Below are 25,305 nucleotides of genomic sequence, written 5' to 3'. Positions count from 1 at the left end.
CCCCTGGGCGCTCGACCAAAGGTCTCGACGCGGCGGGGCTCAATGCGAGTACCCCCGGTTGGCGGCGATGTCCTGGTCGATGATCTGCGCGGCCCGGCTGAGTTCGGTCTGCACGTCAGCCCCCGCGATGATGGCCCGCACGGCGTTCGTGAAGGCCTTGCTGATCAAGCCATAGCCGGGCGTGGCCGGCCGCGGGACGCCCGCTCCGTTGAACAGCTGCTGCGCAAACACCTGAAGCGGCCGCCCCGGCCCATAGAGCGCCGACCTGCCGAGCGCGGACCGTCGCGCGGGGATGGCGCCATTGGCGTGGGTCACACGAAGAATCTCCTCGGTTGACATCAGGTGGGACAGGAAGGCCCAGGCCCCCGCGGGGTAGGGACAGGCGCTGGTGATGCTCCAGGCCCACGATCCCATGCCCGTCTTGAGTCCGTGGCCGAAGTCGGGCAGCGGCAGCAGCACGAGATCGTCTCCGAGGGCCTCGCGCATGTCGGTGTGCTTCCAGTGGCCTAGCCAGAGCAACGCAGTGCGGCCGCGCTCGAAGTCGTCGTTGCGATCGAAGACGGCACGTGTCCAGCCGTTCTGGAACCACGACTGGAAGCGCTGCATCGCAGCCACCGACTGCGGACCGTCCATGACGCCGGCCGCGCGGCCAGTGCCGGCACGATCGATGAAGTCGCCGCCGAAGCCCGCCAGGATGGGCAGATAGGCGTAAGGATAGAACTCGCCAACGCCGGCATACACGCCCAGGCTGAGCGGGTACTCCACGCCCTCGACCTGGGCCAGAGCCTGCATCGCGTGTTCGAACTCGGCGAGGGTCCAAGGCCGGGCCACGGTGGGGAGTCGCAGCTGTGCGGCGGCAAGGTAGCGCCGGTTGGCCCACAAGCCCAGCCCGGAATCGAACTGTCCCAGACTGTAAAGGTGCCCGTGGTAGGTGCCCTGCTGGACGATGGACGGAAGCAGGTCGCGCCGCAACTCGGGAGACACGAACTTGTCGAGTTGGCGCAGGTAGCCCGGCCAGGCAAATTGCGCGAGCAGGGGACCATCCATCTCGAGAAGGCAGGGCAGGTTGCCGGTGACGGCCACACTCTGTACCCAGTCCGCGTAGTCGCGAAAACTCGACCAGAGCAATTCGACCTTGTAGGCCTTCTGCGACTGGTTGAATGCAGCCGCGGCACCCTTGATGGCGGTGGCTTCCTGCACGTTGAGTGCGGCACGGGTCCAAACGGCAATGGTCTTGGGCTCGGCTGCGGCGCCGGCGCGCGCCAGGGGGTTGGCGGCGAGGGAGGCGATGGCAGCGAGCAGGGAGGCCCGACTCGCCAGCTTGCGCATGCGCTCGAACATGGCTGCGACCCGCTACAACGCACGGACGAGCGAGACGAAAACCGTCCGCCCGCCGATCGACCGCGCCGTGTTCGCGCCGTCCGCCGTGACGCCCGCCGCCGAGTTTGGGATCTCGGTGATGCCGATGCGGTTGAAGAGATTGTTCCCGGTGGCGGAGAGTGTCCAATCCTTGTCGAGGGCCAGGCTGGCGACTGCATTGACCTGGACGAAGCCTGGATTGGCGATGCCGCCGCGCGTCGACGGGAAGGCGCTCGTGCCGATCACGTTGAGTCCCAGCCTCAGTGGGCCACGGCGATACGATGGAGCGAGCCGCGCCATGAACCGCGAGTTGATAGGCTGGCCCACCTGATCCGGCGTGATCTGGTCCGAAGCGATCCGGGCGCGCGTGTAGGTCAGGCCAGCGTGCACGTCGAAGGGCCCGGCGGCCAAGACGCCCTCGAGTTCGATGCCGTGCGCCTCGTAGGTGCGGCTGACGAAGCGCGCGGTGGTGGACGTGATGTCCTGATCGGTCACCTTGGTGGTCGCCCTGAACAGCGTGGCGAAGACACTCGCCTGGTCGCCGTTCCACTTGACGCCGGCCTCGTACTGCTTCACCGTGTTCACGGCCACTTCCTTGGCAATGCTGCCGTCGGGACGAATGCCGCCACCGAAATGCACACGATCAGCGTGCGCGCGACCACCGCGGCTCGCGCGCGCGAACAGCCCGATGTTCGATGACACCAGATAGTTTCCACCCAGCGAGTAGGAGAGATAGCGCACCGTGTAGCGCACAGGCAGTTGCGTGGTCGGGTCCACGACGGGCACATTCTGCTCGGGTGCCTGCAGAACGCCATCGCCATTCACGTCGATCGGTCGCGTGCCGCTCGCACCCGCGTAGGAGCCTGAGGCTCGAGCGATGTCGTATCGAAGGCTTCCATCGACATCGACCGCGCCCTTCTGCCAGTGCGCGGCGAGGTACGGCGCATCGGTGTCGTAGCGCAAGCGGTAGGAGCGGACGCAGCAATTGCCCCAGAAGGGCTCGCCGTAGGCCACCAGCCCACCTTGGGTGACGAGGACACCTTGTGCATCGACCACGTCGAGCAGCGCGCTGTCCTTGCCGCGGACCTCTTGCAAGTAGGTATTCCAGTGCCAGTCCGCGTCAACAAACTGCCGCATCTTGAAGTATCCCGCCGTGACGCTGGTGCGTTGCTGCGCGCCGTCGAAGCGACGGGTGAGCCGCAGGTCGTGGGTGTAGTTGCCCAGGTCGTTGAGCTCGGTGTTGAACAGGTGGGTCCGTACGGCCAAGCCGTTGCCATTCAGCACGGTCGGATCGGTGATTGCCTGCCCTGCCAAGGGGCCGTTGGCATAGCGCAGGCTCGCGCCCGGCCCGCCGATCTGCGTCGCGATCTCCGAGGCAGACGCGACCTGAGCCGGATACGGCCCGACGAACCGGCCGGTGGTGGTGCTCACGCGCATGCGACCTTCGAATCGCCAGTCCTGGCTCAAGTCGGATTCAGCCTCGAGCCCGAACGCTCGGACCTGGGATCGATACCCGTCACGCATCTCTGTGCGCACGACGCGGCCGTCGCGGTCGACCGAGAGGTCATCGCGCCAGTACTTCGACTGCATCGCGCCGCTCAGCACGTCGAAGCCGGGCAGCGACGCGACGAGCGGATCCGAGGTCGTTCCCGTGATCGAGACCGGCACGGGAAGATAGACAGGCGCCCTGTCGTCGAGCACCTTGAAGTGGACACGCACGAAGCCCTGGTCGAAGTGTCGAGTCAGGCTGCCCTTGACCTGCCCGCCACCCTCGGCGTTGTAGCCGACGCTGCGCGGCCCTTCTCCCTGGCGATAGTGGCCGCCGATATGAAAGCTCCACCGCTCGGCGATGGGCTGCCCGTACGCGAGGTCCACGCGCGTGCGATCGAAGTCCAGGCCGCGCGACAACCCGATGCGCCCGCCGGCAATGTCTCCCGTCTTGCTGATGAAGTTGAACAGGCCTCCCGGTGCATTGCTGACCAACGTGGACGCGGACCCGCCGCGCAGCACCTCGATCCGGTCCAGTGTGAAGTCGGACCGCACGAAGGTGTCGGCTGTTGCGAAGTTGAGGTCGCCGAAGCCGAGTACCGGCAGGCCATCCTCTGAGAAGAGCACCAGCTTCGCGCCGCCGCTCAACGGCAGGCCTCGTGCCGTGACGTTCGCATTGCCTTCGCCGCCGGACGACTGGGCCAGCACGCCGGGAACGCTGCGCAGGATGTCGGAAGCGCTGTCCGCACCGGTCCGCTGTACCTGGTCGCTGTCGAAGGTGCTCGTCGACACGCTCGAGCGGAGCTTGCTCACGCGGGTCGTTGTGCCGGTGACGACGACACGCTCCAGCCCCAGGGAATGGGCCGTGCTTGCCGCAGACGCCGCGGCATGGGCAGGGACGGCCTCGCGCCCGGCGGGCTCGGGCCCGGCAGTCTGGGCGATGGACAGCGACGAATGAAGCAACGCCCACGCCAACAGCGGCGCCCATTGCGCCGCGCATGGCCGAGAAGGCGGCACTCTGAAATGAGCGCCGATCCCGCATTGGAACTTCCCCATCGACGCCTCCAGTACACCGAGTCGTTCAGATTTTTTTTCAATCTACACCCGACCCATGGGGCCCGACTTCATCGCCAACCCGTAGCGGTACAGGAAAGTTGATTTGGCGCATGCCGCCGCTTCCGACCCCACACGGCTCGAGGCCCAGGAATGGCTTGGACCCGCCAACGTTCTAGCAACCGACGCGCGGACTCATGCCGCACGCCACGCCGCAGTCTTCTGATTGCTGCTGCCTGTGCATGCCCTCCGCTGCGGGGCATCCATCGGGCCCTGCGTGCGGCTCAGCCTTGCCCGGCCACGGGCCGCTTTCGGTGTCACTACCGTGTCCTGCGCGTGGCCGGGCGCAAGCGGTGGCAACGATGACGAAAGCTGGTTGAGGTCCGCTTCGTGGCATCTGATCGCCGGGGCTGTCCGACGGCTCAGGGTCGGTCGCGCGCGGTGACGAACGACGGCTTCCCGAAAGCGCAAGCTCAAAGTCCGCATCTAAGCGCTGGGCTCGGAGCGGGGTGCCCCAGGCCCCGACCCAATGCGGCCGCTCACGGGGTGTGACACCATCGGCGCCACCTTGTCGACTCTTGCCGCTGCCTGGATCCCTTCCCGTGCCGCCGCAGCTCGCACCCAATCGAGATCGATATGCGCAACATTGACGAGCACAACATCACCGACGCGGTCATCGCCCGGCTTTGCGATAGTCAGGATACGCGCCACAAGGAGGTGATGACATCGCTGATCCGGCACCTGCACGGCTTTGTTCGTGACGTGCGGTTGACTGAACGCGAGTGGGAACAATCCATTCGCTTCCTGACCGCCACCGGCCAGAAATGTGACGACAAGCGCCAGGAGTTCATCCTGCTGTCCGACGTTCTCGGCGTGTCGATGCTGACGGTGGCCATGAACCAGTCGTGGCCCGAAGGCGCGACGGAGGCCACCGTGTTCGGCCCCTTTCACGTCGAAGATGCACCGCGCTGCGACAGCGGCGCCGACATCGCGCACGGCGCACCAGGCAAGCCGCTCGATGTGGACATCGAGGTGGTCGATCTACAGGGTCAGCCCGTTGTCGGCGCCGAGGTCGACACGTGGCAGGCCGACGAAGACGGCCTGTACGACGTGCAGCGGCCCGAACTCGGCGAAACGCGTCGCGCCCGCGGCGTCTTCCTCACCGACGCCGAGGGGAAGGTGCGCTTCAGCTCGGTGCTGCCCACGTCCTACCCGGTACCGACCGATGGCCCGGTGGGAGAGCTGCTTCTGGCCACCGGCCGCCACCCGTGGCGACCGTCGCACATTCATTTCCGCATCCGCGCGCCGGGGTTCGCGACCCTGATCACACACCTATTCCAGGAGGGCGACAGTTACCTGGACTCCGATGTCGTGTTCGGCGTGCGCTCGTCGCTGATCGCAAACTTCGGGCACCATGGCGAGGACAACCAGGCTCGGCACACGCTGCGTCATCGATTCGTGTTGGCGCATGCACCGGCGCCACGATCCAGCACATCGGAGTGAGGTCGTCATTCACGAACGGCTGTCCGACTGCTTTGGAACACCGCGATGCGCGGATTCGGGTCGATGACCGTCATCCGGGTGTCGCAGGAGAAAGGTCGCGGACAGTCTGAAGTTGCCTTCGTCCCTGCCCGCGAGAATCCGGTGCCGGATGTTCGACGACAGCCGAAACGTTCAAGCTCGGAGTCTCATCACCGCCCGAGCACACGCCGCACCACGAGCGCCAGCGCCAGCCAGAGGCCGCCGACCAGCACGCCACCGATCACGTCGCTGAACCAGTGCGCCTGCAACACCAGGCGGCTGGCGCACACGGCCATCACCAGGAGCATGGCCGCGAGCGCCGCCGCCGCACGCCACGCCCGTGACGTCGTGTGCCGCCACACCAGCACCAGCAGCGCGCCGTAGAGCAGCGTGGCCTGCGCTGCATGCCCGCTGGGGAAGGCGAAATCGGTGACGGCGGACTCGGCCTGCCCCGGCCGCGGGCGCTGGATCAGGTGCTTGAGCCCGTGGGTGAGCGCGGCCCCGCTGTAGAACGCCAGCACCAGCCACAGCGCGCCAGCCCGATCTCGCAGCGCCAGCAGCAGCGCCACGGCACCGGCCACGATCACGGCGATGCCCCGCGCAGTGTGCGCCGTCGACAGCACCCTCGCCGCATCGATCAGCGCCGGGCCGGAGGCCTGCACCACCCAGCGCCGGACCGCCTCGTCCAGCGGGCCGAGCACCGCGAACGGATCCATCAACCGGGGGGCTGGCCCAGGCGGGCGCCGAGGTAGGCCACGATGGCGTCGAGCGACACCAGCTTCGCATAGTCCGACTCCGGGATGTCGACGCCGAAGCGCTGGTGGAAGCCGACGATCACGTTGAGCCAGTCCATCGAGTCGAGATCCACCTGGTCGCGCAGCGGCCTCTCGCGCGCCAGCTCGCCCGGCTCGACCTCGGGGGCGATGCGGCGGATGCAGTCGATCACGCCGCTGCGGATGTCGTCGTCGGTCATCGTCGTTCCTTCACAGCGCCTCGGGATGCTGCAGCAGCTCGCGCAGCCGCGCGAGGAAGATCGCGCCGCGATGGCCGTCGCTGACGCGGTGGTCAGCGGCCAGCGTGGCGGTGAGCATGGGCATCGCCACCACCTGCCCGGCCTCCACCGCCGGCCGCTCGCTGATGCGGCCGAAGCCGACCAGCGCCACCTGCGGCGGGTAGATCACGCCATGCACCAGCTCGACGCCGGTGTCGCCGAGGTTGGTGACGGTGACCGTGGCGTCGCTCATCTCCGAACTGCGCAGCCGGAAGGCGCGGGCGCGAGCCACCAGGTCGGCGAGCGCGGCCATCAGCTGCGGCAGCGGCTGCTCGGCCACGTCGTGCAGCGCCGGCGCCACCAGGCCGCCGCCGCGCAGCGAGATGGCCACGCCGACGTGCGCCGCCGGCGCAGGGCGGAAGGCGCCGTCGATGAACGTGCCGTTGAGCTCGGGTACCTCGCGCAGCGCCAGCGCCACCGCCTTGATCAGCAGCACCGCGCTGAGCAGCCGTTCGGTGACCGGCGCCGCAGCGTTGTGCGCGCGCAGCCAGGCCAGCGCCGCGCGCATCGGCACCGGCTCGGCCAGGTGGTAGTGCGGGATCTCGCGCTTGGAGCGCGCCATCGCGGCGGCGATCACCTTGCGCATCTCGGCGGCGCGGTCGGCGGGGGTGGGCGCTGCAGCGGCCGGGCGGCCGGGGGCAGCGCGCTCGACGTCGGCCAGCGTGACCGCGCCCTCCGCGCCCGTGCCGGCCAGCGCCTGCACATCCACGCCCAGTTCGGCGGCGCGGCGGCGCGCGGCCGGCGTGACCGGCTTGCGCGCACCAGCCTTCGGCGCAGGCACCACCACGGGCGCCGCGGCACCGGCCGCCTCGCCCGGCGCCAGCAGCCGCGCGATCACCGTGCCGACCGGAATCTTCTGCCCGACCTCGGCCAGCAGCTCGGCCACCGTGCCCGGCTGCCAGACCTCGATGTCGATCGCTGCCTTGCTGGTGTCGACCACCGCGATCACGTCGCCCTTGTTCACCGCCTGCCCGGGCGCCACGTGCCATTCGAGCAGCGTGCCTTCGTCCATGTCGGCGCCCAGCGAGGGCAGCTTGAAGTCGATCATCGGCCGAGCAGCCGCTTCGCGGCGGCAACGATCTTCGCCGGCTGCGGCAGCGCCGCCTCCTCCAGGTGCTTCGCGTAGGGGATGGGCACCTCCTCGCTGCACACCCGCGCCGGCGGCGCGTCCAGTTCGTAGAACACCGGGCTCTCGACCACGCGTGCGATCACCTCGCCAGCCAGGCTGCCGCTGCGCCAGCCTTCGTCGACCACCAGCAGGCGGCGGGTCCTGGTCACCGTGGCGGCGATTGCCGCATCGTCCAGCGGGCGCAGCACGCGCAGGTCGAGCACCTCGGCCGAGACACCTTCGCCGTCGAGCACGCGCGCCGCCTCCAGCGCCTTGGGCAGGCAGCCGCCGTAGGTGACGATGGACAGGTCGCGGCCCTCGCGCCGGATCGCCGCACGGTCGATGTCGGTACGCCAGGGCTCGGGCAGGTCGCCCTCGAGGTTGTAGAGCTGCGCATGCTCGAAGATCACCACCGGGTCGCTCTGCTGCAGCGCGCTGCCGAGCATGCCGCGCGCATCTTCCACCGTGGCCGGTGCGAGCACGCGCAGGCCAGGCACGTGGGCATACCAGTTCTCCAGGCTGTGCGAATGCTGCGCGGCGAGCTGGCGGCCGGCGCCGGTGGCCATGCGGATCACCAGCGGCACGCCGAACTGCCCGCCCGACATGTGGCGCAGCAGCGCCGCGCCGTTGACGATGGGGTCGAGCGCGAGCAGGCTGAAGTTCACCGTCATCAGCTCGACGATGGGCCGCGCGCCGCCCAGTGCCGCACCGACGCCGGCGCCGACGAAGCCCAGCTCCGACAGCGGCGTGTCGCGAATGCGTGCCTCGCCGAATTCCTCGAGGAGCCCCTTGCTGACCGCGTAGCTGCCGCCGTAGCGGCCGACATCCTCGCCCATCAGGAACACGCGCGGATCACGCTGCAGCGCCTCGCGGTGCGCCTCGCGCAGCGCTTCGCGGTAGGTGATCGTGCGGCACATGGGTGAGGTCATGGGCGGAGCGCCTCCCGCGCCACCACGTCGTCGAGCAGGCGCTCGGCCGGCTCCAGCGTGCCCGCCTCGGCGAAGCGCACCGCCGCCTCGACCTCGGCCAGGGCCTCGCCCTCCATCGCCTCGCGCTCGGCGTCGCTCAGCATGCCCGCCTCGCGCAGCCGGCCGGCGAAGGCCTCGATCGGATCGCGATGCTTCCAGCGCTCGACCTCGGCCTTGTCGCGATAGAGCTCGGCGTCGAACATCGAGTGGGCGCGGAAGCGGTAGGTGTGCAGCTCGAGGAAGCGCGGCGAGCGTGTCTCGCGCACGCGCCGGGCCGCTTCCTGCGTGGCTTCGTGCACCGCCAGCACGTTCATGCCATTGATCGACGCGCCCTCGATGCCGTAGCTGGCGGCCTTGGCCACCAGGTCGATGCTCGCCTCGGAGCGCGACAGTGCAGTGCCCATCGCGTACAGGTTGTTCTCGCACAGGAACAGCACCGGCAGCCGCCACAGCGCCGCGAGGTTGAGCGATTCGTGGAAAGCGCCCTCGGCCACCGCGCCCTCGCCGAAGAAGCAGGCGGTGACCGTGCCCTCGCGGCCGAGCTGCACGTCGGCCAGCGCCAGGCCCACCGCCAGCGTGAGGCCGCCGCCGACGATGGCGTTGCCGCCGTAGAAGCGCGTGGCACGGTCGAACAGGTGCATCGAGCCGCCGTGGCCGCGCGAGCAGCCCTCCTGCACGCCGAACATCTCGGCCATGATCGAGTTCATCGCGACGCCGCGCAGCAGCGCATGGCCGTGCTCGCGGTAGGTGGCCACCACGTTGTCCTGCGCCTGCAGTGCCGGCATCACGCCGGCAGCGCAGGCCTCCTCGCCGATGTACAGGTGCAGGAAGCCGCGGATCTTCTGCTCGCCATAGAGCTGCGCGCAGCGCTCTTCCAGGCGGCGGATGCGCAGCATGTCGCGCAGCCGGCCGTGGCAGAAGGCGCGGTCGTGGTGGCGCACGTCGGTGGTGGCGCCGGTGGGTTCGGTGGTCGTCATGCGCCGGCCTCCAGGGTGGACGTGTCGCCCTCGGGCAGGCCGAGCTCGCGCGCCTTGAGCAGCCGGCGCATGATCTTGCCGCTGCGTGTGCGCGGCAGCACCGGCAGGAAGGCGATCTCCTTGGGCGCCACCGCCGCGCCGAGGCGCTTGCGCGCATGGCCGAGCAGCTGCAGGCGCAGTTCCTCCGAGGCCTCGAATCCCCGCTTGAGCGAGACGAAGGCCTTCACCACTTCGCCCACCACCGGGTCGGGCTTGCCGATCACCCCGGCCTCGGCCACCGCCGGGTGCTCCATCAGCGCGCTTTCGACTTCGAAGGGCCCGATCAGGTGGCCGGCGGACTTGATCACGTCGTCGGCGCGGCCGACGAACCAGAAGTAGCCGTCGGCATCGCGCTTCGCGAGGTCGCCGGTCAGGTAGAGGTCGCCGGCGAAGCACTTCCGGTAGCGTTCCTCCTGGCCGAGGTAGCCGCGAAACATCGATGGCCAGCCCACGCGCAGCGCGAGTTCGCCCTCGACGTCGGGCTCGTCGACCACCTCCACGCCGCCGCCCTCGGGCCGCCGCACGATCAGCGCCTGCACGCCGGGCAGCGGCTGACCCATCGAGCCGGGCTTGATGTCCATCGCCGGGGTGTTGGCGATCATGATGCCGCCGGTTTCGGTCTGCCACCAGTTGTCGTGGATGGGGCGGCCGAGCACCTCCTTGCCCCACCAGACCGCCTCGGGGTTGAGCGGCTCGCCCACGCTGGCCACGAAGCGAAGCGCCGGGAACGCGAAGCGGCGCGCCAGCTCAGGGCCCGCCTTCATCAGCATGCGGATCGCGGTGGGCGCGGTGTACCAGACGCTGACCCGCTCGTCCTGCAGGATGCGGTACCAGCGCTCGGCGTCGAACTCGGCCTCGTCGACGATGCTGGTCACGCCGTGCAGCAGCGGCGCGACGATGCCGTAGGACATGCCGGTCACCCAGCCGGGGTCGGCGGTGCACCAGAAGACGTCGTCGTCGTGCAGGTCGAGCGCGTAGCGGCCGGTGGCGAAATGGGTGAGCACCGCCTCGTGCACGTGCATCGCACCCTTGGGCGTGCCGGTGGTGCCGCTGGTGAAGTGCAGCAGTGCGAGGTCGCCGGCCTCGGTGCGCACCGGCGGCGCTGCGTCGCCGGCGCCTTCCATCAGCGCGGCGTAGTCCAGCGTGCCGGCGGGCGCATCGCCATCGCCTGCGACGATCACCTGCTGCAGGGTCGGGATGCGATCGCGCACGGCTTCGACCTTGCGGCGATAGAGCGCCCCGGTGGTGACCAGCAGCCGCGCCTGGCCCAGGTTCATGCGCGTGACGATGGGTTCGGGGCCGAAGGCCGGGAACAGTGGCGTCACCACGCAGCCCGCCTTCAGCGCGCCCAGCACCGCCGCGTACAGCGCCGGCATGCGGGGAGCCAGTACGAACACGCGGTCGCCGCGGCCCAGGCCCAGCGCCGCCAGTGCGTTGGCAAAGCGGTCGGTGTCGCGCTTCAGGGCGGCGTAGCTCAGAGCCGTGACGCCGCCATTGGCGTGCAGGAAGCGCAGCGCCGTGCACCCGGCGCGCGGCCCGGCGGCATGGCGGTCGACCGCCAGGCGGCCGATGTTCACCCCATCTTCCGCACGGCCGAGCAGTTCCTCGCGCACCGCCTGCCACGAGAACGCGGCGCGCGTCGCGGCCGCGTCGGCCAGATGGGGCGGGACGCGAAGATCGTCGGCGGTCTTGCGGATCACGGGCTCGCGCATGCGCGCCTCCGGCCGGACAGGGAAGTGGCGAACATGCTCCCTCGGCGCCATCCAGGCACATTGAGCAGGCGCAATCGCGCGAAACTTCCTTGCGATGCGTCAATCGCCGCATACGGGAGGGGGTGCACGGCGAGGCCGACAGACCTAGCATTCCAGGCTCGACGATCCCTTCGCCGCCCGCCTTGAGCCACGCCCAATCTTCCCACCCGCACGAGCATGCGAGCTTCTTCGAGCGGCCGGAAAACAGCATCCTGCACGCGGCACACGAAGCGATCGTGATGCTGGACGACACCCAGACGATCGTCGCCGTGAACGCCGCCGCCGAGCAGGCTTTCCGCTGCCCGGCCAGCAACATGCTCGGCCAGCCGCTGTCGCGGCTCGTGCCCGCAGCCTTGCGCGTGTCGCACGAGGCCAAGGCCAGCGAGTACATGAGTTCGGAGTCGCTGCAGCAGCGGCTGGTCGCGCACCGGCGCGTCACCGCGGTGCGGCCCGACGGCAGCCACTTCCCGGCCGAGATCACCCTGTCGACGGTGAACATGGCAGGCGCGGGGCCGAGGCGCTACGTGGCCGCGCTGATCCTCGACCTCAGCGAGCAGAGCCGGCTGCAGCAGGAACTGGACAGCTTCAAGCGCCGTCTGCGCTCGGTCTTCGAACTCGCACCCGTCGCGATCTGGATCGCCGACAACGACCGCATCGTGTTCGCCAACCTAGCCGCCGAGCGCCTGTTCGGTGAGAGCCATGCACTGCTCGGCCAGCCGTTGCGGACGCTGCTGGCCGAGGCCACACAGGCTGGTCTGCACGCGCAGGTATCGCGGGTCCTGGAGGGTGCCACGGACGTGCCGGTGGTGCACGGTCATGTGGTGCGTCCCGACGGCACACAGCGCGAGGTGGAAATCGCGCTGGCCGCCCTGCCCGACCACGGCCGCACCACGGTGCAGATGGTGGTGGCCGACGTCACGCAGCAGCGCCGCGAGGCCGCCGAGCTGGCGGAATCGCGCGAGGCGCTGCGCAGGCTCTCCACCAACGTGGTCGAGGCGCGCGAGGAAGAGCGCCGCCGCATCGCCCGCGAGCTGCACGACGAGCTGGGCCAGCGGCTGACCGCGCTGAAGATGGAACTGGCGGCGCTGAGTGCACTCCGCGCGGCGGAACACCAGGGCGGCGAGCAGATCGACAACATGATCGCCATGGTCGACGAGACGCTCGCCTCGGTGCGCCGCATCTCCACCGACCTGCGGCCGGCGATGCTCGACGACCTGGGCCTGAACGCCGCCATCGAGTGGCTGGGGCGCGATGCGGCGCGGCGTCTGGGCATCGAGGTGACGGTGCGGCTGAGCGAGAACGAGCCGCCGCTGGACGATCGCGTGGCCACCGCCGCCTTCCGCATGGTGCAGGAGGCGCTGACCAACGTGGCGCGCCACGCCCACGCCACCGACGTCCAGATCGTGCTGCGCCAGCACGAAGGCGAGCTCGAGCTCACCGTGCAGGACAACGGCGTCGGCTACCCCGACGACGCCACCCGGCGCGACGGGTCGTTCGGCCTGGTCGGCATGCGCGAGCGCGCCGCGATGCTGGGTGGGCGCGTGGCCTTCGAGAACCCGGCCGGCGGCGGTGCCCGGCTGGTGGTGCACTTGCCGATCGCGCCCGGCGAAGGGGACGGCGCATGAACGGCCCGGGCCTGCGCGTACTCGTCGTCGACGACCACGCCGTGGTGCGCGAAGGTCTCGCGCGCATCCTCACCGGCACCGGCGAGGGCTGGACGGTGGGCGAAGCCAGCAGCGGCTTCCAGGCACTGGAGTGGCTGCGCCGCAACCCGGCCGACGTGGTCGTCGTCGACCTGTCGATGCCGGGCATGACCGGGCTGGAGCTGGTCAAGCGCATCCGCGCCGAGTTTGGCCGGCTGCCGGTGCTGGTGCTGAGCATGCACGCCGAGGAGCAGTACGCGCTGCGCGCCTTCAAGGCCGGCGCCAACGGCTACATGACCAAGGACGGCGCCTCCGCCGAGCTGATCAAGGCGCTGCGCAAGATCGCCGGCGGCGGCGCCTACGTCAGCGGCGAACTGGCCGAGCGCGTGGTGCTGCAGCTCAACGGCGGCGTCGATGTGGCCCGCCACGCGCAGTTGTCCGACCGCGAGCTGGAGGTGCTGCGCCGCCTCGTGGCAGGCCAGCGGCCGACCGAGATCGCGCAGGCCCTGCACCTGTCGGTGAAGACGATCAGCACCCACAAGAGCCGCATCCAGGACAAGCTGAACCTGCCGACGCTGGCCGACCTGGTGCGCTACGGGCTCGAGCACGACCTCGACACCGGCGCCGCCGCCTGAGGCGGGCCGCGCTCAGTGCAGCGGCCGCTGCGGCAGGCGCAGCGCGAACCAGTGCGCGGCCAGGTGGGCTACCGCCTGCGCGGCCGCTTCATCGCCGCAGCCGGGATCGGCGCCCGGCACGACCTCCAGGCGCCGCGCCCCGGCCAGCAGCGGCAGGGCGCGGCGGTGCGAACGCATCAGCGCCTCGTCGCCATCGCCGATCACCAGCAGTGTGGCGGCGCGCACGCGGGGAAGCTCCGCCAGCACGGGGTCGGGGCAGGCGCCCTGCGCGACCAGCGCCTCCACCAGGTCGGGCCGCAAGGCCGCGGCACGGAGCGCCGCCCAGGCACCGATGCCGCCGCCGAAGACGCCCAGGGGCGCGCCCGGGCCGCTCACGCGCAGCCACTCCAGCGCCTCCACCAGGCGCGGCGTCAGATCCTCCAGGCCGGTGGCCCGCCCGGGCTCGATGCACAGCGTGGAGAAGCCGTGGTCGTGCAGCACAGCGCACATCGAACGGCATGCCGCGGCACCGCATGGTGGAGAAGGCAGCAGAGCGACCGCGCCAGCCGGCCTCTCCAGCCGCTCGTACTCGCCGTGCCAGCCCGCCGAGCCGATGCGCCGTGCTTCGATGCAGCGGTGGTCCGTCACGGTGCGCAGCATGCTGATCCCTTTCGTCCTCAGGCGGCGATCGACTCCTGCGGTGCGGCAGCGGTGGCCGCGGGCAGGGTCCGCTGAAGCCATCCCAGCAATTCGCAGGCCATGGCCTGGTGCACGCCGGCGCTGGGCTCGGGGCGCGAGCGCTGTGGCAGCTTGACCAGCCGGTGCGGCGCCGGCAGGCGACGCAGGCCTCGCCAGGGTTGCCTCGCGGCACCGATGCCGTGACGGCCGGCCAGGCACAGCGTCGGCCGCGTCCAGGCTGCCACGCTGGCGTCGCGGTGATCGACCGGCCCGTCGAGCCAGACGCAGCTCTTCACGGCCTGCAACCCGCCGCGGCCCAGCGCCTCGGCGCAAGGTGCGGCCGCTTCGTGCACGCCCACCAGGGCCAGCGGCAGGCCGCGCGTGGCGGTGTCGGACTCGAGCCTATCGACGACCTGCTGCAGGAGGCTGGCGGTCTGCACGGCATCGGGCCATGCCGACTCGAGCGAGCCGTCGTCGTGCCGGGACAGCGCGATCGACAGCGTCGCCAGGCCGTTTGCCGCCAGCACGTCGGCGATGAAGCGCTGGCCGGCCTGCACGCAATCGGCGCGCTGCGGATGCACGAACAGCACCACGGCACGCGCACCGCCCGGCCGCACCCACAGGCCCTGCGCCAAGGCGCGGTCCAGGGCCATGCTGTTGCAAGGGGTCGGCGGTCGTTGATCCGGCATCGCAAGGGTGAGCACGAGGCCCTTCTGCTGATGCCGCTCATGCTGACTTGATGCGCGTCGATTCGATTGAGTGAACGCAACCCCTCGCGCCAATGCGCGCGACAAGCAAGATAGGGATGGAAGCATGCCGTCCGCGAACTAGAGTGAACTGCATCCCTTGCCGCCTCGCAGGGGCGAGGAGCGCCGGATGTACACCTTGCTGCGCACGCTGCCCGTCCGGCGGCTGCTCGTCGAACAGTTCCCTGCGCTGGCCTTCGCCTGGCTGATCGCCGAGCTGTTCTACAAGTTCAAGAGCTTCTCGCTCGAGTGCGCGGCCTTCCTGCTCACCTGGTTCGTGCTCGATGCGCTGATCCAGGGCCTGCGCCGCCTGTTCGGGCCGCCGGCCTCACATTCCGCCGCCGAACGCTGAGGCCGCCCCTTGGCCGAGACCGTCGCCCCGGAGTTCGCCCGCTTCGTCGAGGCGGAGCGCCGCGCGAAGCGCCTGCCCATGGCCACGCGCAAGATGGCCGAAGGCGATGTGTTCGAACCGGTGTTCATTGGCGCCGGCCAGAGCATCGAGCTGATGCGCGTGGCCTCGCGCCGCGCCGCCGGCTTCTTCCGCCCCACCAAGCGCACGGAGGTGGTGTGGATCGAGGGCGAGAACGAGCTCGCGGTGGGCATCGCCGGGGTCGACGTCAAGCTCGCCGACGGGCTGATCCGCGTGCTGATCCCGGTGCGCTGCGACCAGACCGGGCAGGCGAGTGTCGAGGTGCTGTTCGCCACCGGCTCGCCGCGTGAGCCCGCGGGCCTGTATGCCGCCACCTCGCGGCGGCCGAACGGGCCGGAGATCGTGGTCACCGCATGGGGCGACGCGCTGGTCGCCTTCGCCTGGCAGTGCGTGCTGGACCTGATCACCGGCATCGCCGCGGCCACCGGCAAGGACGCGCGCGGCAACCTGCTGGTGCCGGTGGAGCTGGCGGTCAGCGCCAACGGCATCCAGATCCTGCCGATGGCGCGGCACCGCTTCGCCGGTTCGTCGACCTTGAAGGGCTGACCCGATGAGCTTCGGCAGCGGCGATCTCGGCGTGCTCGGCAACCTGGCCAAGGCGCTGGGCCTGTTCGATGCCGCGGGCAACCCCAACCAGGGCTGGTTCGCCAACCCCGAGGCCTCGCTGAAGACCATGCTCGCCGACGAGGCGCAGCGTGAGGCGCTGATCGCTTTCGTCGACGACGCCATGGGCGGCGCCGACCGCAGCACCGAGGCCGGTGTGATCTGGCTGCCGATCGTCTCGATCGACGATCCGCCGCTGTCGGTGGCCGTCACCGTCGACGAGGGCCAGGCCGACGGGCTGCACATCGGCCTGGGCCTGCGCGTCTCGACCACCGACCCGGCCTCGTCCACCACGCTGGCCGTGCCGCTGTTCCGCGCCAAGAAGGCCGGCGGGCCGAACGTGAGCCAGCCGCTTCTGCTCGGTTCGCCCGGCGGGCGCATCCGCGTCGGCACGGCGATCACCATCGATGCGGCGCCCGCGGTGCCCGGCCAGGCGCGGCTCGGCGGTATCGGGCTGGAGGTCGACCTGCCCACCTCGGCCGCCGATCCGAAGGGCCCGGCCTTCGGCCTGGCGCTCACCGGGCTGCAGTTGCCCGGCGCCACCGCGCCGCGCGACATGCGCGTATCGGCCAACGGCACCGACGAGCTCGACGACGCGCTGCTCGATCTCGTGATGTCGCTGGTCAAGGCGCAGGCCGATGCGGCATTGGCCGACCCGGCACTGGTGGCAGTCGCCGGGCTGCTCGGCCTGCGCAGTGGCGACGACGTGCCCGACTTCCCGATCACCACCCTGCCCAGCCGCGGCGTGCTCGCCCTGGCCGACTGGGTGCGCGGCATCCTCACCACCGACGCCAGCCGCCACGACTGGCTCGACCATCTCGCGGCGCTGCTCGGCGGCGCGCGCGCGGGCGACGCGGTGAATTTCGGCCTTGGCGGCGCCGCGGTGCTTACGCTCTCGCTGCGCGTCGACAGCGGCCCGAGCGGCAACCCGCGGCTGACGCCGAGCCTGGCCATCGAACTCGGCAACGACGACGCGCGCGTCGAAGCGCGCGCCGACGTGTTCCGCATCGACCTCGTCAGCGGCGAAGCCTTCGCGCTGCCCAGCCTGGGCGTGTGGGCCGCGGCCGGGCGCAGCGGCAACCGCATCCTCGATGTCGCCACGCCCGTCGTCGCGCGGGCCGACACCTTGCGCCTGGGCTTCGGGCTGGATGCCCAGCGGCGGCTCAACTTCGTGCTCGCCGCCGATGGCGTGCGCCTGGGCACGCGCGACTTCGCCACGCTCGACCTCACCTCGCCCGACGCGGTGATGGATGCCGCCGGCGCCGCGGTGGAAGACATCGCCAACGATCTGCTCGCCGGCCTGGGCGATGCGCTCGGCCTGGCGCGGCAGCTGATCGGACTCGATCCGCCGGCCGGGATTCCGGCGGTGACGCTCGCCGCGTTGATGGCCGACCCGGTACCGGCCCTGGCCGGCTACTGGCGGCAGCTCGTCGCCAACCCGGTCGCCGCGAACACGGTGCTCACCGCGCTGCGCCGCGCGCTGGCCGATGCCAGTGAAGCGGCCTCGGTGGTGGCCGGCAGCGGCAGCACCGCCGACCCGTGGCGGCTGCCGCTGATCGGCCCGCTGGCGCTCGAGGTCTCGGCCAGTGGCGACGTGCTCCACCTCGGGCTGGGCGCGGCGACCAGCGTCGATACGCTCGGCCAGCGCTGCACCGTCGTGCAGACGCGTATCGGCGTGCAGCTCGCCAGCATCGACCTCGCCGCGCGCCGGGCCAGCCTGCTCGGCGCGGTGGAGGCCACGCGCACCGCGCGCGAACGCGGCGTCAGCCCGCCTCGTGCCCGGCTCGCGCTCGGCAACACGGCCGCGGTGCTCGCCGACCATGTCGGCCTGCGGCTGGCGTGGGCGCCCGAGGCGGGCCTGGCGGCGCAGGTCAGCGCGCCATCGCTGCGGCTCGAACTCGACGACCTGACGCTGCCGATCGCGCTGCCGGTGATCGCCGCCGACGGCAGCGTCACGCTGCCTGCCGAAGCCTGGGACGGCGTCGAGGCGCTGGTCGGCCACCTCGGCGGGATGATCGGCGGCACCGTCGGCGACCTCGTGCGCGCGCTCGGCTGGGCCGAGGCGGAGTTGCAGGCCGGCGGCGTGGCGGCGATCGGCGCGCGGCTGCGGCTCGCCGAACTGGTGACCTCGCCGGAGGCCGCGCTGCGCGAGTGGCTGCCCCGCATCGCGCTGAGCGATCTCGGCGAACGCGCGCTGGCTCTCATCGCTGATCTGTTCGGCGGCCTGGGCGCAGCGCGCGGCGTGATCGAAGGCAGCGGCCGGCCCGAAGACCCGTATCGCTTCGCGCTGGCCGAGGGCCTGCCCAACGTCGCCGTGTGGTTCCCGCCCGCCGGGCTGGAGCCGGTGGTCACCGCGGCGCACGAGGCGATCCGCGCGTGGCGGCCGGGGCAGGCCGGGCTTCCGGTGGCATCTCTGGCCGCCGCGCTGGGCGCCGAAGCCGGCGTGGCGGCCGACGTGCGCGCGCTGGTCGACGGGCGCGAACTGGGCACCGCGCTCGACGCGATCGCGCAGCGCTGGCTCGGCGGCGACGGGCGCATTTCGCCGCCGGCGGCCGCGCCGGCGGGCATCACGCTGCGGCGCGTCGGCGTGGCCGCCGCGCAGCTGCACGAGGCCCTGATCCTCGCCGACCTGCTCGGCCGCACGCCCGACACCGTCGTGCACGTGGCGCTGGGCAGCGCGGCCTGGCCCGATGCGCCGGAGGACCGTCGCATCGACCTGAGCACCGCCGGGCTCGATGCGGCGATGTTCACGCTACCCGACGCAGAGGCCGGCGAGTGGTTCGTCTGCCTCGGCACGCGCGCCGATTGCCGCACCGGCGGCAGCAGCACCGACGGCACGCCCGAGCAGGCCGCGCGGCTGGGACGCTGGCTCGATGCACTGGCCGGCGTGAGCAACGACATCGTGGTGGTGGCCGTGGCCGGCGCAGGCCACGCGGCGCGCGTGGCCGCGCAGGACGCCGGGCGAAGCGAGGTCACCGGCCTGGTGCTGCTGGGCACGCCGCTGGCGCCGATCTCACTGACCGCGTTGAGCGTTCAGCCCACCGCCGATGCGCTGCGCCTGCTCGACCGCCTGCTGCCGCCGGAAGTCGTCGACGATGCCGACCTTGCCCTCGGTCGCACGCTGGTCGGCGCGATGATGGAACTCGCGCCGCTGGCCGACCCGGCGGCCGACCTGCGCCTGCCGGTCGTGCCCTTCGATCCACCGCGCGCCGGGCTCGAGGTGCATGCCCTGTTCGGCGAGCTCAGCGCCGAGCGCATCGCGCAGGCGCTCACGGCCATCGTCGCTTCCGGCCTGGCCGGGCGGGCGCGCGAGCGCGCCGCCATTGCCGCCGCGCTGCCCACCGGCGTGCACGCCGGCCTGCGCTGGGCCCTGCCGGACGACAGCAGCGGCACGCTGCGCATCCGCGCCAGTGCGCAGCTGCAGCTGTTCGCCTTCGATCTCGACGGCGGCGTCGACCCGGGGCACGAATTGCGCGTCGAGCTGCGCATCGGCGATGCGCTGGGCTGGCTGGCGGCCACGCCCGAGCTGGAGCTGCGTGCGCTGTCGGCCGTGCTGACGCTGCCGCTGGACGGCACGTCGCCCGGCGAAGCGCGCGTGGTGCTGCACGAGGCGCGCGTATTCGGCCAGTCATGGGAGGCGCTGGTGCTCGGCGCCGTCGACGACGATGCCGTGCCGCTGCTGCCCGAAGCGCGCGTGCTGCTGTCGGCCGCGGTGCAGCGGCTCACCGCCGACCTGGGCAGTGCGCGATCGCTGGCGCTGTCCAACCTGTTCTCGGCGCTCGGCCTGACCGGCACGAACGGCGGCGTGGTCGGGGATGCCGTCGATCAGCTGATCCACGACCCCGCCGGGCTGCTGCGCCAGCGGCTGGCCGCCGCCGGTGCAGAGATCTCTGCGGCACTGAACTCGCTGCTCGGTCCGCTGGGCGCGAGCGTCGACCTCGCCACGCAGACGGTGCGCGTGCAAGGCGGCGGCAGCACCGCCGGGCGCTTCGGCTGGAGCGCCGACATCAGCGCCTCGCCCACCGGCCTGGCCGGCACGCTGAGCTTCGGGCCGGAGGCGGCCCTGCCCACCGTGGGCGGTGTGCAGCTGCAGGTGGCGCTGAATCCATTCGCCGTCTCGCTGCACTGGCACCAGAGCAGCACGCGCACGGTGACGGCGCCGCTGTGGCCCGCGCCCGACGCGCAGGCGCTGGCGCGCATGCTCGCGCAGGCCTCGCCCAGCCTCGCGGCCCACGTGGCACTCGAGCTGATGCGCCGCGCCGACGAGGAGGCGCGCCCGCTGATCGACGCCATGCTCGACGCGCTCGGCCTGCTGGCCGGCGCGGCCAGCGACGCCGAACGTGCGCTGCGCCCGCTGGCCGGGCTCATCGCCGACCCGGCGGGCTGGCTGCGCAGCGCCGGCTCACTGGCCGCCAACCCGCTGAAGATCCAGGCGCTGTTCGATGCGCTGCGGCCGCTGATGGGCCTGGCCGGTGCGGCCGGTTCGCCGCTGCCGATCGCCAGCGGCGTGAGCCTCGCGGTCAGCGCCGAGGGCGCCGGCGCTCGGCTCTCGCTCGCGGTCGACCCGAGCGTGTGGGTGGCGCCCGGCGGCGGTGGCGCGCGCCTGGCGGGCGGCATCGGCGCGAGCCTCGCGGTGAGCCTGAACGGCGCGCCCCAGGTCGCGCTCGAAGCGAACCTCGGCCTGCCCGGCACCAGCGGCGGACGCCAGGCGGTGCACACGCGCATCGGCACGGGCGGCGTCGAGCTGTTCCTGCGCCCGGCCAGCGGTGCCGACATCCCGCTGGTGCCCTTCGCCGGCCTCGGTGCGCTGTCGGCCGCCGCCGAAGCGGCGCTGCCCTTCCTGCTCGACAAGCTCGCCGAATTGCCCGGCACGCCGGGCGACCTGGTGCGCACGGTGGGCGACGCGCTCGCCCTGCGCGCCGGCACGCCCCGCGCCTTCAGCGCCGATGCGCTGCGCGCCTGGGCCGCCAACCCGGTGGGCGCCCTGACCGCGGCAGTGCCGTCGATCACCGCCACCGGCCTGAACCTGATCGCGCCGCTGCTCGACGCCTTCCTGCCCGCTGGCGTGAGCGCCAGCGGCGACGCCAATCAGCTCAGCGTCACGGTCGCCGGCGTGACGCTGGCCTGGCGGCCGGCCACCAGCCGCGTGTCCCTCAGCGCGCCGAGCCTGGCCGTGCCCGGCATCGAGACGCTCGGCCTGACGCTGGCCATCAGCAGCGCCGGGCTCGACGAACTCAGCGTCGCCCTCGGCCCGGCGCGCATCGATGCCGGAGGCGTGCTGCTGCGGCCCTTCGCCAGCGTGAGCGCCGGGCTGGCGCCGGCCGGCGGGCGGCGCGTGATGGTCGGCCTCTCGGCCGACGACACCCACCACTTCGCGGCGCGCTGGACGCTCGACACGGCGAGCTTCGACATCGTCGCCAGCGATGGCGCGCTGGCCGCCGCCATCGCGACTGCCGACCCGGCACAGGTGGCGCTGCGCATCGTCGACGTGGTGGCCGACCTGGTCGCTGCGGTGGCGATGGCGCAGCAGCCGGTGAAGGACCTGCTCGACACCGAGGTAGGCGACGAGGACGTGCGCTTCCTGCTGCAGGGCGTGGTGCTGGACAACGCCAACCCCGCGCAGCTGATCGACGGCCTGTTCGACCCGAACACGCTGCTGGCGCGCTTCCATCGCCTGTTCACCAACATCGCCGGCGCGGGCATCTCGATCGAGATCGAGGGCTTCGAGCTGAGCTTCCTCACCCACCCGGCCACCAACACCATCGGGCTGCAGGTGGGCGTGGTGGATCGCTTCGCGCTGGTCGAGGGCGATGTGTCGCTCTGGCTGGAGAACGACGACCGCTGGATCAACCCCAACCCGGCCGGCGACGGCGGCCTGTTCGTCGGCTTCCTGCCGCCCACGCTGCCGCTGCGCTTCGCGCCCAGCCTGGTGGTCAACGGCCTGGGCCTGCGTGTGGGCAAGACCTCCGGGCCGCTGCTCGACGCCGGCATCACGCTGGAGTCGGTGGCGCTGCACGTGTTCGCCGCCATCGACGGCAGCGGTGCCCGCAGCGGCGGCGTGCAGCTGCAGTTCTCCAACCTCGCAGTCTCGGCCTCGGGCGCGCAGGGCGAGAACGGCATCGCGCAGGGCATCATGCGCGACACCGGGCCCACGCCGCCCAAGCCGGCGTTCTCGCCGGCACTCGCCATCCAGGCGCACGACGGCGGCGCGGTGCAGGTCTCGCTGTCCGCCGGCGAAGGCACGGGCCCGTGGTGGATCGCCATCCAGAAGGGCTTCGGCCCGCTGTACCTCGAGCAGATCGGCTTCGGCGCCGCTTCGCCGCAGGGGCGGCTGGAGCGCATCTCGCTGCTGATGGACGGCTCGGTGTCAATGTTCGGACTGACCTGCGCGGTCGACGACCTGCAGATCACCTACATCGTCGGCAACAACGACTTCTTCAACCCGGCGAGCTGGGCGGTCGACCTCGCCGGACTCGCCGTGTCGGCCGACATGGCCGGCGTGTCGATCGCCGGTGGCCTGCTCAAGCAGACCACGCCGCAAGGCATCGAGTACCTCGGCATGCTGCTCGGCCGCTTCGCGGTCTACGGGCTCACGGTGTACGGCGGCTACGGCGAAGGCGAGGTCAACGGCCAGAAGTTCACCGCCTTCTTCGCCATCGGCGCGGTCAACGGCCCGATCGGCGGGCCGCCGGCCTTCTTCCTCACCGGCATCGGCGGCGGCTTCGGCATCAACCGCAAGCTGGTGGTGCCCACCGAGCTGTCGAACTTCGGCGACTACCCGCTGATCCAGGCGCTGGACATCGCCGCCACGCCCAGCGACCCGATGACGCAGCTGCGTGCGCTGGGCAGCTACTTCCCGATGCAGAAGGGCACCTTCTGGTTCGCCGCCGGGCTGTCGTTCAACAGCTTCGCGCTGGTCGACGGCATCGCGGTGGTGGGTGTGCAGATCGGCGACGGGCTGGACATCAACCTGCTCGGCCTGGCGCGCATGGCGCTGCCGCGGCCGCAGGTGGCGCTGGTGTCGATCGAGGTGGCGCTGCTGGTGCGCTTCTCCAGCAGCGAGGGCGTGCTGTGGGTGCAGGGCCAGCTGACCGACAACTCCTGGCTGCTCTACCCCGACATCAAGCTCACCGGCGGCTTCGCCTATGTGATCTGGTTCAAGGGCGAGAAGTCGGGCGAGTTCGTGCTCACGCTGGGCGGCTACCACCCCGACTTCCATCGCGATGGCTACCCGGTGGTGCCGCGCCTGGGCCTGCGCTGGAGCATCGGCAGCAACATCGTCATCAAGGCTGGCAGCTACTTCGCGCTGACCTCCGAGGCGCTGATGGCCGGCGGCGACTTCGAGGCCTCGGCCAGCTTCGGGCCGGCCTGGGCCGAGGTGAAGTTCGGCGCGCACGGCATCGTCTACTTCGACCCCTTCCACTACGACGTGATGGCCTATGCCCGCATCGCCGCGGGCGTGACCATCGACACCTGGATCTTCGGCGAGATCACCATCTCGATCAGCCTGGGGGCGCGCATCCACGTGATGGGCCCCGACTTCCGCGGCAGCGTGACCTTCGAGGTCGGCCCGATCGAGCTGACCTTCGAGTTCGGCGGCCCGCCCAAGGAGGAGAAGCAGCCGCTGCCGGCCGCCGAGTTCATCGTCAAGTACCTGGAGACCGCCGACAGCGGCAAGGCACGCCCGCACGCGCTGATGACCAATACCGGCACGCTGCCGGCCAAGGGCGAGGAGTCGACGCCCGACGGTTCCTCGGCGCGGCCCTTCGTGGTGGTGGTGGAGTTCTCGATGACCTTCACCAGCACGGTGCCGGCCGTGACGGTTCGCCGCAATGTCGCGCCTGCGCCGATCACCACCACCGCCTACCCGCCGAGCCGCGCGCTCGGCGTGGCGCCGATGGACGTGTCCGCCGTCGAGCCCATGATCGTCATCACCTGGCGCCGCGGCGGCGTGGACCAGCCCTACCCGTTCGCCGACACGGCGCGGCCCTTCGGCCGCTTCCCGGTCGGCGTGTGGGGCCTGCCGCAGGACCCGAACGCCCGCAAGGTGCCCAAGGCCGAGATGGTCGAGGCGCTGTCCGAGCTCGACATGGTGTGCAGCGCCACGCCCTCGGGCGGCGGGCCGGAGATCCCGTACTACCAGGTCGAGATCGGCAAGCGCAAGCCGCTGCCCTTCACGCGCCGCGCGATCGAGATCAACCGGCAGAAGAACCTCGCGAAGTCGGTGAGCGATCTGATCAGCGCGCCGGCCACGGCCGATGCCGCCTTCTCCGCCGCCAGCAGCTTCCTCGCCGGCCGCGCCTCGCCCACCGCGCTGGCCGCGCTGCGTGGCGAACGCCAGGCGCCGCCACGGCTGGGCTCGCTCACCGAGGGGCTGGAAGCGCCCGCGCCGACCACCATCCCCGAGATCGCCGAGCGGCCGGCGCCCAAGGTGTATGACCACTTCGTCGATGCGCCGTTGGCGGTGGGTCTGCTCTCGGGCGCCACCGTCGGCCTGGCCGTCGCGAGCAAGGTGCGCACCACGGTGAAGGGCTCGGAGCGCGCCTGGCGCACCGCGCCGCCCACGCTCGCCGCCGTGGAAGCGCAGCGCAGCCGCTCGATCGCCGCGAAGCTCGTGATCACCGACACGCCGGCGATGACGGCGCGCCAGGCGGGCAACCGCGGGGCCACGCTGGTCGCCGCGAAGAGCGTGCCACCCACCGCGATGGCGCATGGCGCGACGGCACTCGTGGCGCGCCGCGGTGCACCGCTGGCCGCGCCGCTGGGCGACTTCAACGCCGCGCTGGCGGTCGGCTCGAAGCTGCGCGCTGCGGCCAGCACCGGTGCACCGCTGGCCACCGGGCAGACCGTGGTGCTCAAGCTGCCCAACGCGCGCGCCGATGCCGCCCCCGAGGGCCGCCGGCCGCGACTGGCGGTGAACGGCGCGCCGGCCCGCGTGGTGCTGCTTGGCCACGGCGGCAAGCCGCTGGCCGACACGATGCTCGGACCTGCGCTGGAACGTGGCGAGATCGAGATCCCGCGCGGCACCGAGCGCATCGTCGCGATCGGCCAGGGCGTGGTGTCACGCGACGGCGCGCCTTCCGGCGCCCGCATCGGCCTGGCTGGCTGGCATGCCGGCATGCAGCTGCCCTACGCGGGCTTCTCCACCGCCGTCGCCCCGGGCTGCGTGGTGCATGCGGTGGGCGAGCGGCTCGAACTGCACGGCGAGCGCCTGGAGGCCGGCTGGGTCGGCGGTGCGGAGCTGGCGCGCGGCATCAGCACCGTGACCACCACCTT

The 25,305-nt window shown here is 71.6% G+C and carries 16 protein-coding genes; 6 read left to right on the top strand and 10 right to left on the bottom strand.

What is annotated here, in order from left to right; all coding sequences use genetic code 11:
- Nucleotides 1-39: 39 nt before the first annotated feature.
- Nucleotides 40-1,341, bottom strand: coding sequence for a sugar ABC transporter substrate-binding protein (locus AB7U92_RS01475; RefSeq protein ID WP_428574001.1), 1,302 nt, complete (start codon nucleotides 1,339-1,341; stop codon nucleotides 40-42).
- Nucleotides 1,342-1,353: 12 nt separating this feature from the next.
- The gene (locus AB7U92_RS01470) at nucleotides 1,354-3,903 is read right to left on the bottom strand and encodes a TonB-dependent receptor domain-containing protein (protein WP_428573999.1); all 2,550 of its coding nucleotides are present in this window, start codon (nucleotides 3,901-3,903) and stop codon (nucleotides 1,354-1,356) included.
- 633 nt (nucleotides 3,904-4,536) lie between these two features.
- Between AB7U92_RS01470 and AB7U92_RS01465 the strand changes: the two genes are divergently transcribed.
- The gene (locus AB7U92_RS01465) at nucleotides 4,537-5,403 is read left to right on the top strand and encodes a dioxygenase (RefSeq protein WP_428573997.1); all 867 of its coding nucleotides are present in this window, start codon (nucleotides 4,537-4,539) and stop codon (nucleotides 5,401-5,403) included.
- Between the two features lie 188 nt (nucleotides 5,404-5,591).
- Here AB7U92_RS01465 and AB7U92_RS01460 read toward each other — a convergent pair whose 3' ends face one another.
- From AB7U92_RS01460 to acsA, 6 genes are read right to left on the bottom strand one after another with little or no spacing between them, the layout of a single operon-like run.
- Nucleotides 5,592-6,137, bottom strand: coding sequence for a phosphatase PAP2 family protein (locus tag AB7U92_RS01460; protein WP_428573995.1), 546 nt, complete (start codon nucleotides 6,135-6,137; stop codon nucleotides 5,592-5,594).
- A complete protein-coding gene (locus tag AB7U92_RS01455; protein ID WP_428573993.1) occupies nucleotides 6,137-6,394 on the bottom strand; it encodes an acyl carrier protein in 258 nt (85 codons plus the stop codon). The genes AB7U92_RS01460 and AB7U92_RS01455 overlap by 1 nt, the downstream gene beginning before the upstream one ends.
- 10 nt (nucleotides 6,395-6,404) lie before the next feature.
- Nucleotides 6,405-7,520 carry a dihydrolipoamide acetyltransferase family protein gene (locus tag AB7U92_RS01450; RefSeq protein WP_428573991.1) on the bottom strand — a complete coding sequence of 372 codons (1,116 nt, stop codon included), beginning with the start codon at nucleotides 7,518-7,520 and terminating at the stop codon, nucleotides 6,405-6,407.
- Nucleotides 7,517-8,497, bottom strand: a complete 981-nt coding sequence (locus AB7U92_RS01445; RefSeq protein WP_428574016.1) for an alpha-ketoacid dehydrogenase subunit beta — start codon at nucleotides 8,495-8,497, stop codon at nucleotides 7,517-7,519. Before AB7U92_RS01445 ends, AB7U92_RS01450 begins: the two co-directional genes overlap by 4 nt.
- Before the next feature lie 8 nt (nucleotides 8,498-8,505).
- Entirely contained in the window at nucleotides 8,506-9,525 is a 1,020-nt protein-coding gene (gene pdhA / locus AB7U92_RS01440; protein WP_428573989.1) for a pyruvate dehydrogenase (acetyl-transferring) E1 component subunit alpha, read from the bottom strand.
- Nucleotides 9,522-11,276 carry an acetate--CoA ligase gene (gene acsA, locus AB7U92_RS01435; RefSeq protein WP_428573987.1) on the bottom strand — a complete coding sequence of 585 codons (1,755 nt, stop codon included), beginning with the start codon at nucleotides 11,274-11,276 and terminating at the stop codon, nucleotides 9,522-9,524. The genes pdhA and acsA overlap by 4 nt, the downstream gene beginning before the upstream one ends.
- Nucleotides 11,277-11,458: 182 nt before the next feature.
- Between acsA and AB7U92_RS01430 the strand changes: the two genes are divergently transcribed.
- Entirely contained in the window at nucleotides 11,459-12,940 is a 1,482-nt protein-coding gene (locus tag AB7U92_RS01430) for a PAS domain-containing sensor histidine kinase (protein WP_428573985.1), read from the top strand.
- Nucleotides 12,937-13,593: a response regulator gene (locus tag AB7U92_RS01425; protein ID WP_428573982.1), complete on the top strand. Its 657-nt coding sequence runs from the start codon at nucleotides 12,937-12,939 to the stop codon at nucleotides 13,591-13,593. Before AB7U92_RS01430 ends, AB7U92_RS01425 begins: the two co-directional genes overlap by 4 nt.
- A gap of 12 nt (nucleotides 13,594-13,605) precedes the next feature.
- On the opposite strand, the gene AB7U92_RS01420 is transcribed toward AB7U92_RS01425, so the two are convergent.
- A complete protein-coding gene (locus AB7U92_RS01420) occupies nucleotides 13,606-14,232 on the bottom strand; it encodes a hypothetical protein (RefSeq protein ID WP_428573980.1) in 627 nt (208 codons plus the stop codon).
- Nucleotides 14,233-14,249: 17 nt separating this feature from the next.
- Nucleotides 14,250-14,903 (bottom strand): hypothetical protein, encoded by a 654-nt coding sequence (locus AB7U92_RS01415; RefSeq protein ID WP_428573978.1) that lies wholly within the window; start codon nucleotides 14,901-14,903, stop codon nucleotides 14,250-14,252.
- Between the two features lie 223 nt (nucleotides 14,904-15,126).
- Between AB7U92_RS01415 and AB7U92_RS01410 the strand changes: the two genes are divergently transcribed.
- The 3 genes from AB7U92_RS01410 to AB7U92_RS01400 form a co-directional block, all read left to right on the top strand.
- A complete protein-coding gene (locus tag AB7U92_RS01410; RefSeq protein ID WP_428573976.1) occupies nucleotides 15,127-15,348 on the top strand; it encodes a hypothetical protein in 222 nt (73 codons plus the stop codon).
- A 9-nt stretch (nucleotides 15,349-15,357) separates the two neighbouring features.
- Complete coding sequence (locus AB7U92_RS01405) at nucleotides 15,358-15,972, top strand: hypothetical protein (protein WP_428573974.1); 615 nt, start codon at nucleotides 15,358-15,360, stop codon at nucleotides 15,970-15,972.
- A gap of 4 nt (nucleotides 15,973-15,976) precedes the next feature.
- The coding region (locus AB7U92_RS01400; protein ID WP_428573972.1) for a DUF6603 domain-containing protein at nucleotides 15,977-25,305 on the top strand (9,329 nt) is incomplete at its 3' end.

It is taken from the genome of Piscinibacter sp., from assembly GCF_050175855.1.
Classification (GTDB): Bacteria; Pseudomonadota; Gammaproteobacteria; order Burkholderiales; family Burkholderiaceae_C; genus Piscinibacter.
The sequence above is the reverse complement of the archived record's forward strand: the minus strand, read 5'-3'. Positions and strand labels throughout refer to the sequence as shown.

Bases quoted from the DNA above. Each gene is read 5' to 3' on its own strand.
- AB7U92_RS01420 (WP_428573980.1), bottom strand. From the start codon at position 14,232: ATGCTGCGCACCGTGACGGACCACCGCTGCATCGAAGCACGGCGCATC.
- AB7U92_RS01425 (WP_428573982.1), top strand. From the start codon at position 12,937: ATGAACGGCCCGGGCCTGCGCGTACTCGTCGTCGACGACCACGCCGTG.
- AB7U92_RS01465 (WP_428573997.1), top strand. From the start codon at position 4,537: ATGCGCAACATTGACGAGCACAACATCACCGACGCGGTCATCGCCCGG.
- AB7U92_RS01450 (WP_428573991.1), bottom strand. From the start codon at position 7,520: ATGATCGACTTCAAGCTGCCCTCGCTGGGCGCCGACATGGACGAAGGC.
- acsA (WP_428573987.1), bottom strand. From the start codon at position 11,276: ATGCGCGAGCCCGTGATCCGCAAGACCGCCGACGATCTTCGCGTCCCG.
- AB7U92_RS01475 (WP_428574001.1), bottom strand. From the start codon at position 1,341: ATGTTCGAGCGCATGCGCAAGCTGGCGAGTCGGGCCTCCCTGCTCGCT.
- AB7U92_RS01445 (WP_428574016.1), bottom strand. From the start codon at position 8,497: ATGTGCCGCACGATCACCTACCGCGAAGCGCTGCGCGAGGCGCACCGC.
- AB7U92_RS01460 (WP_428573995.1), bottom strand. From the start codon at position 6,137: ATGGATCCGTTCGCGGTGCTCGGCCCGCTGGACGAGGCGGTCCGGCGC.
- AB7U92_RS01410 (WP_428573976.1), top strand. From the start codon at position 15,127: ATGTACACCTTGCTGCGCACGCTGCCCGTCCGGCGGCTGCTCGTCGAA.
- AB7U92_RS01470 (WP_428573999.1), bottom strand. From the start codon at position 3,903: ATGGGGAAGTTCCAATGCGGGATCGGCGCTCATTTCAGAGTGCCGCCT.
- AB7U92_RS01455 (WP_428573993.1), bottom strand. From the start codon at position 6,394: ATGACCGACGACGACATCCGCAGCGGCGTGATCGACTGCATCCGCCGC.
- pdhA (WP_428573989.1), bottom strand. From the start codon at position 9,525: ATGACGACCACCGAACCCACCGGCGCCACCACCGACGTGCGCCACCAC.
- AB7U92_RS01415 (WP_428573978.1), bottom strand. From the start codon at position 14,903: ATGGCCCTGGACCGCGCCTTGGCGCAGGGCCTGTGGGTGCGGCCGGGC.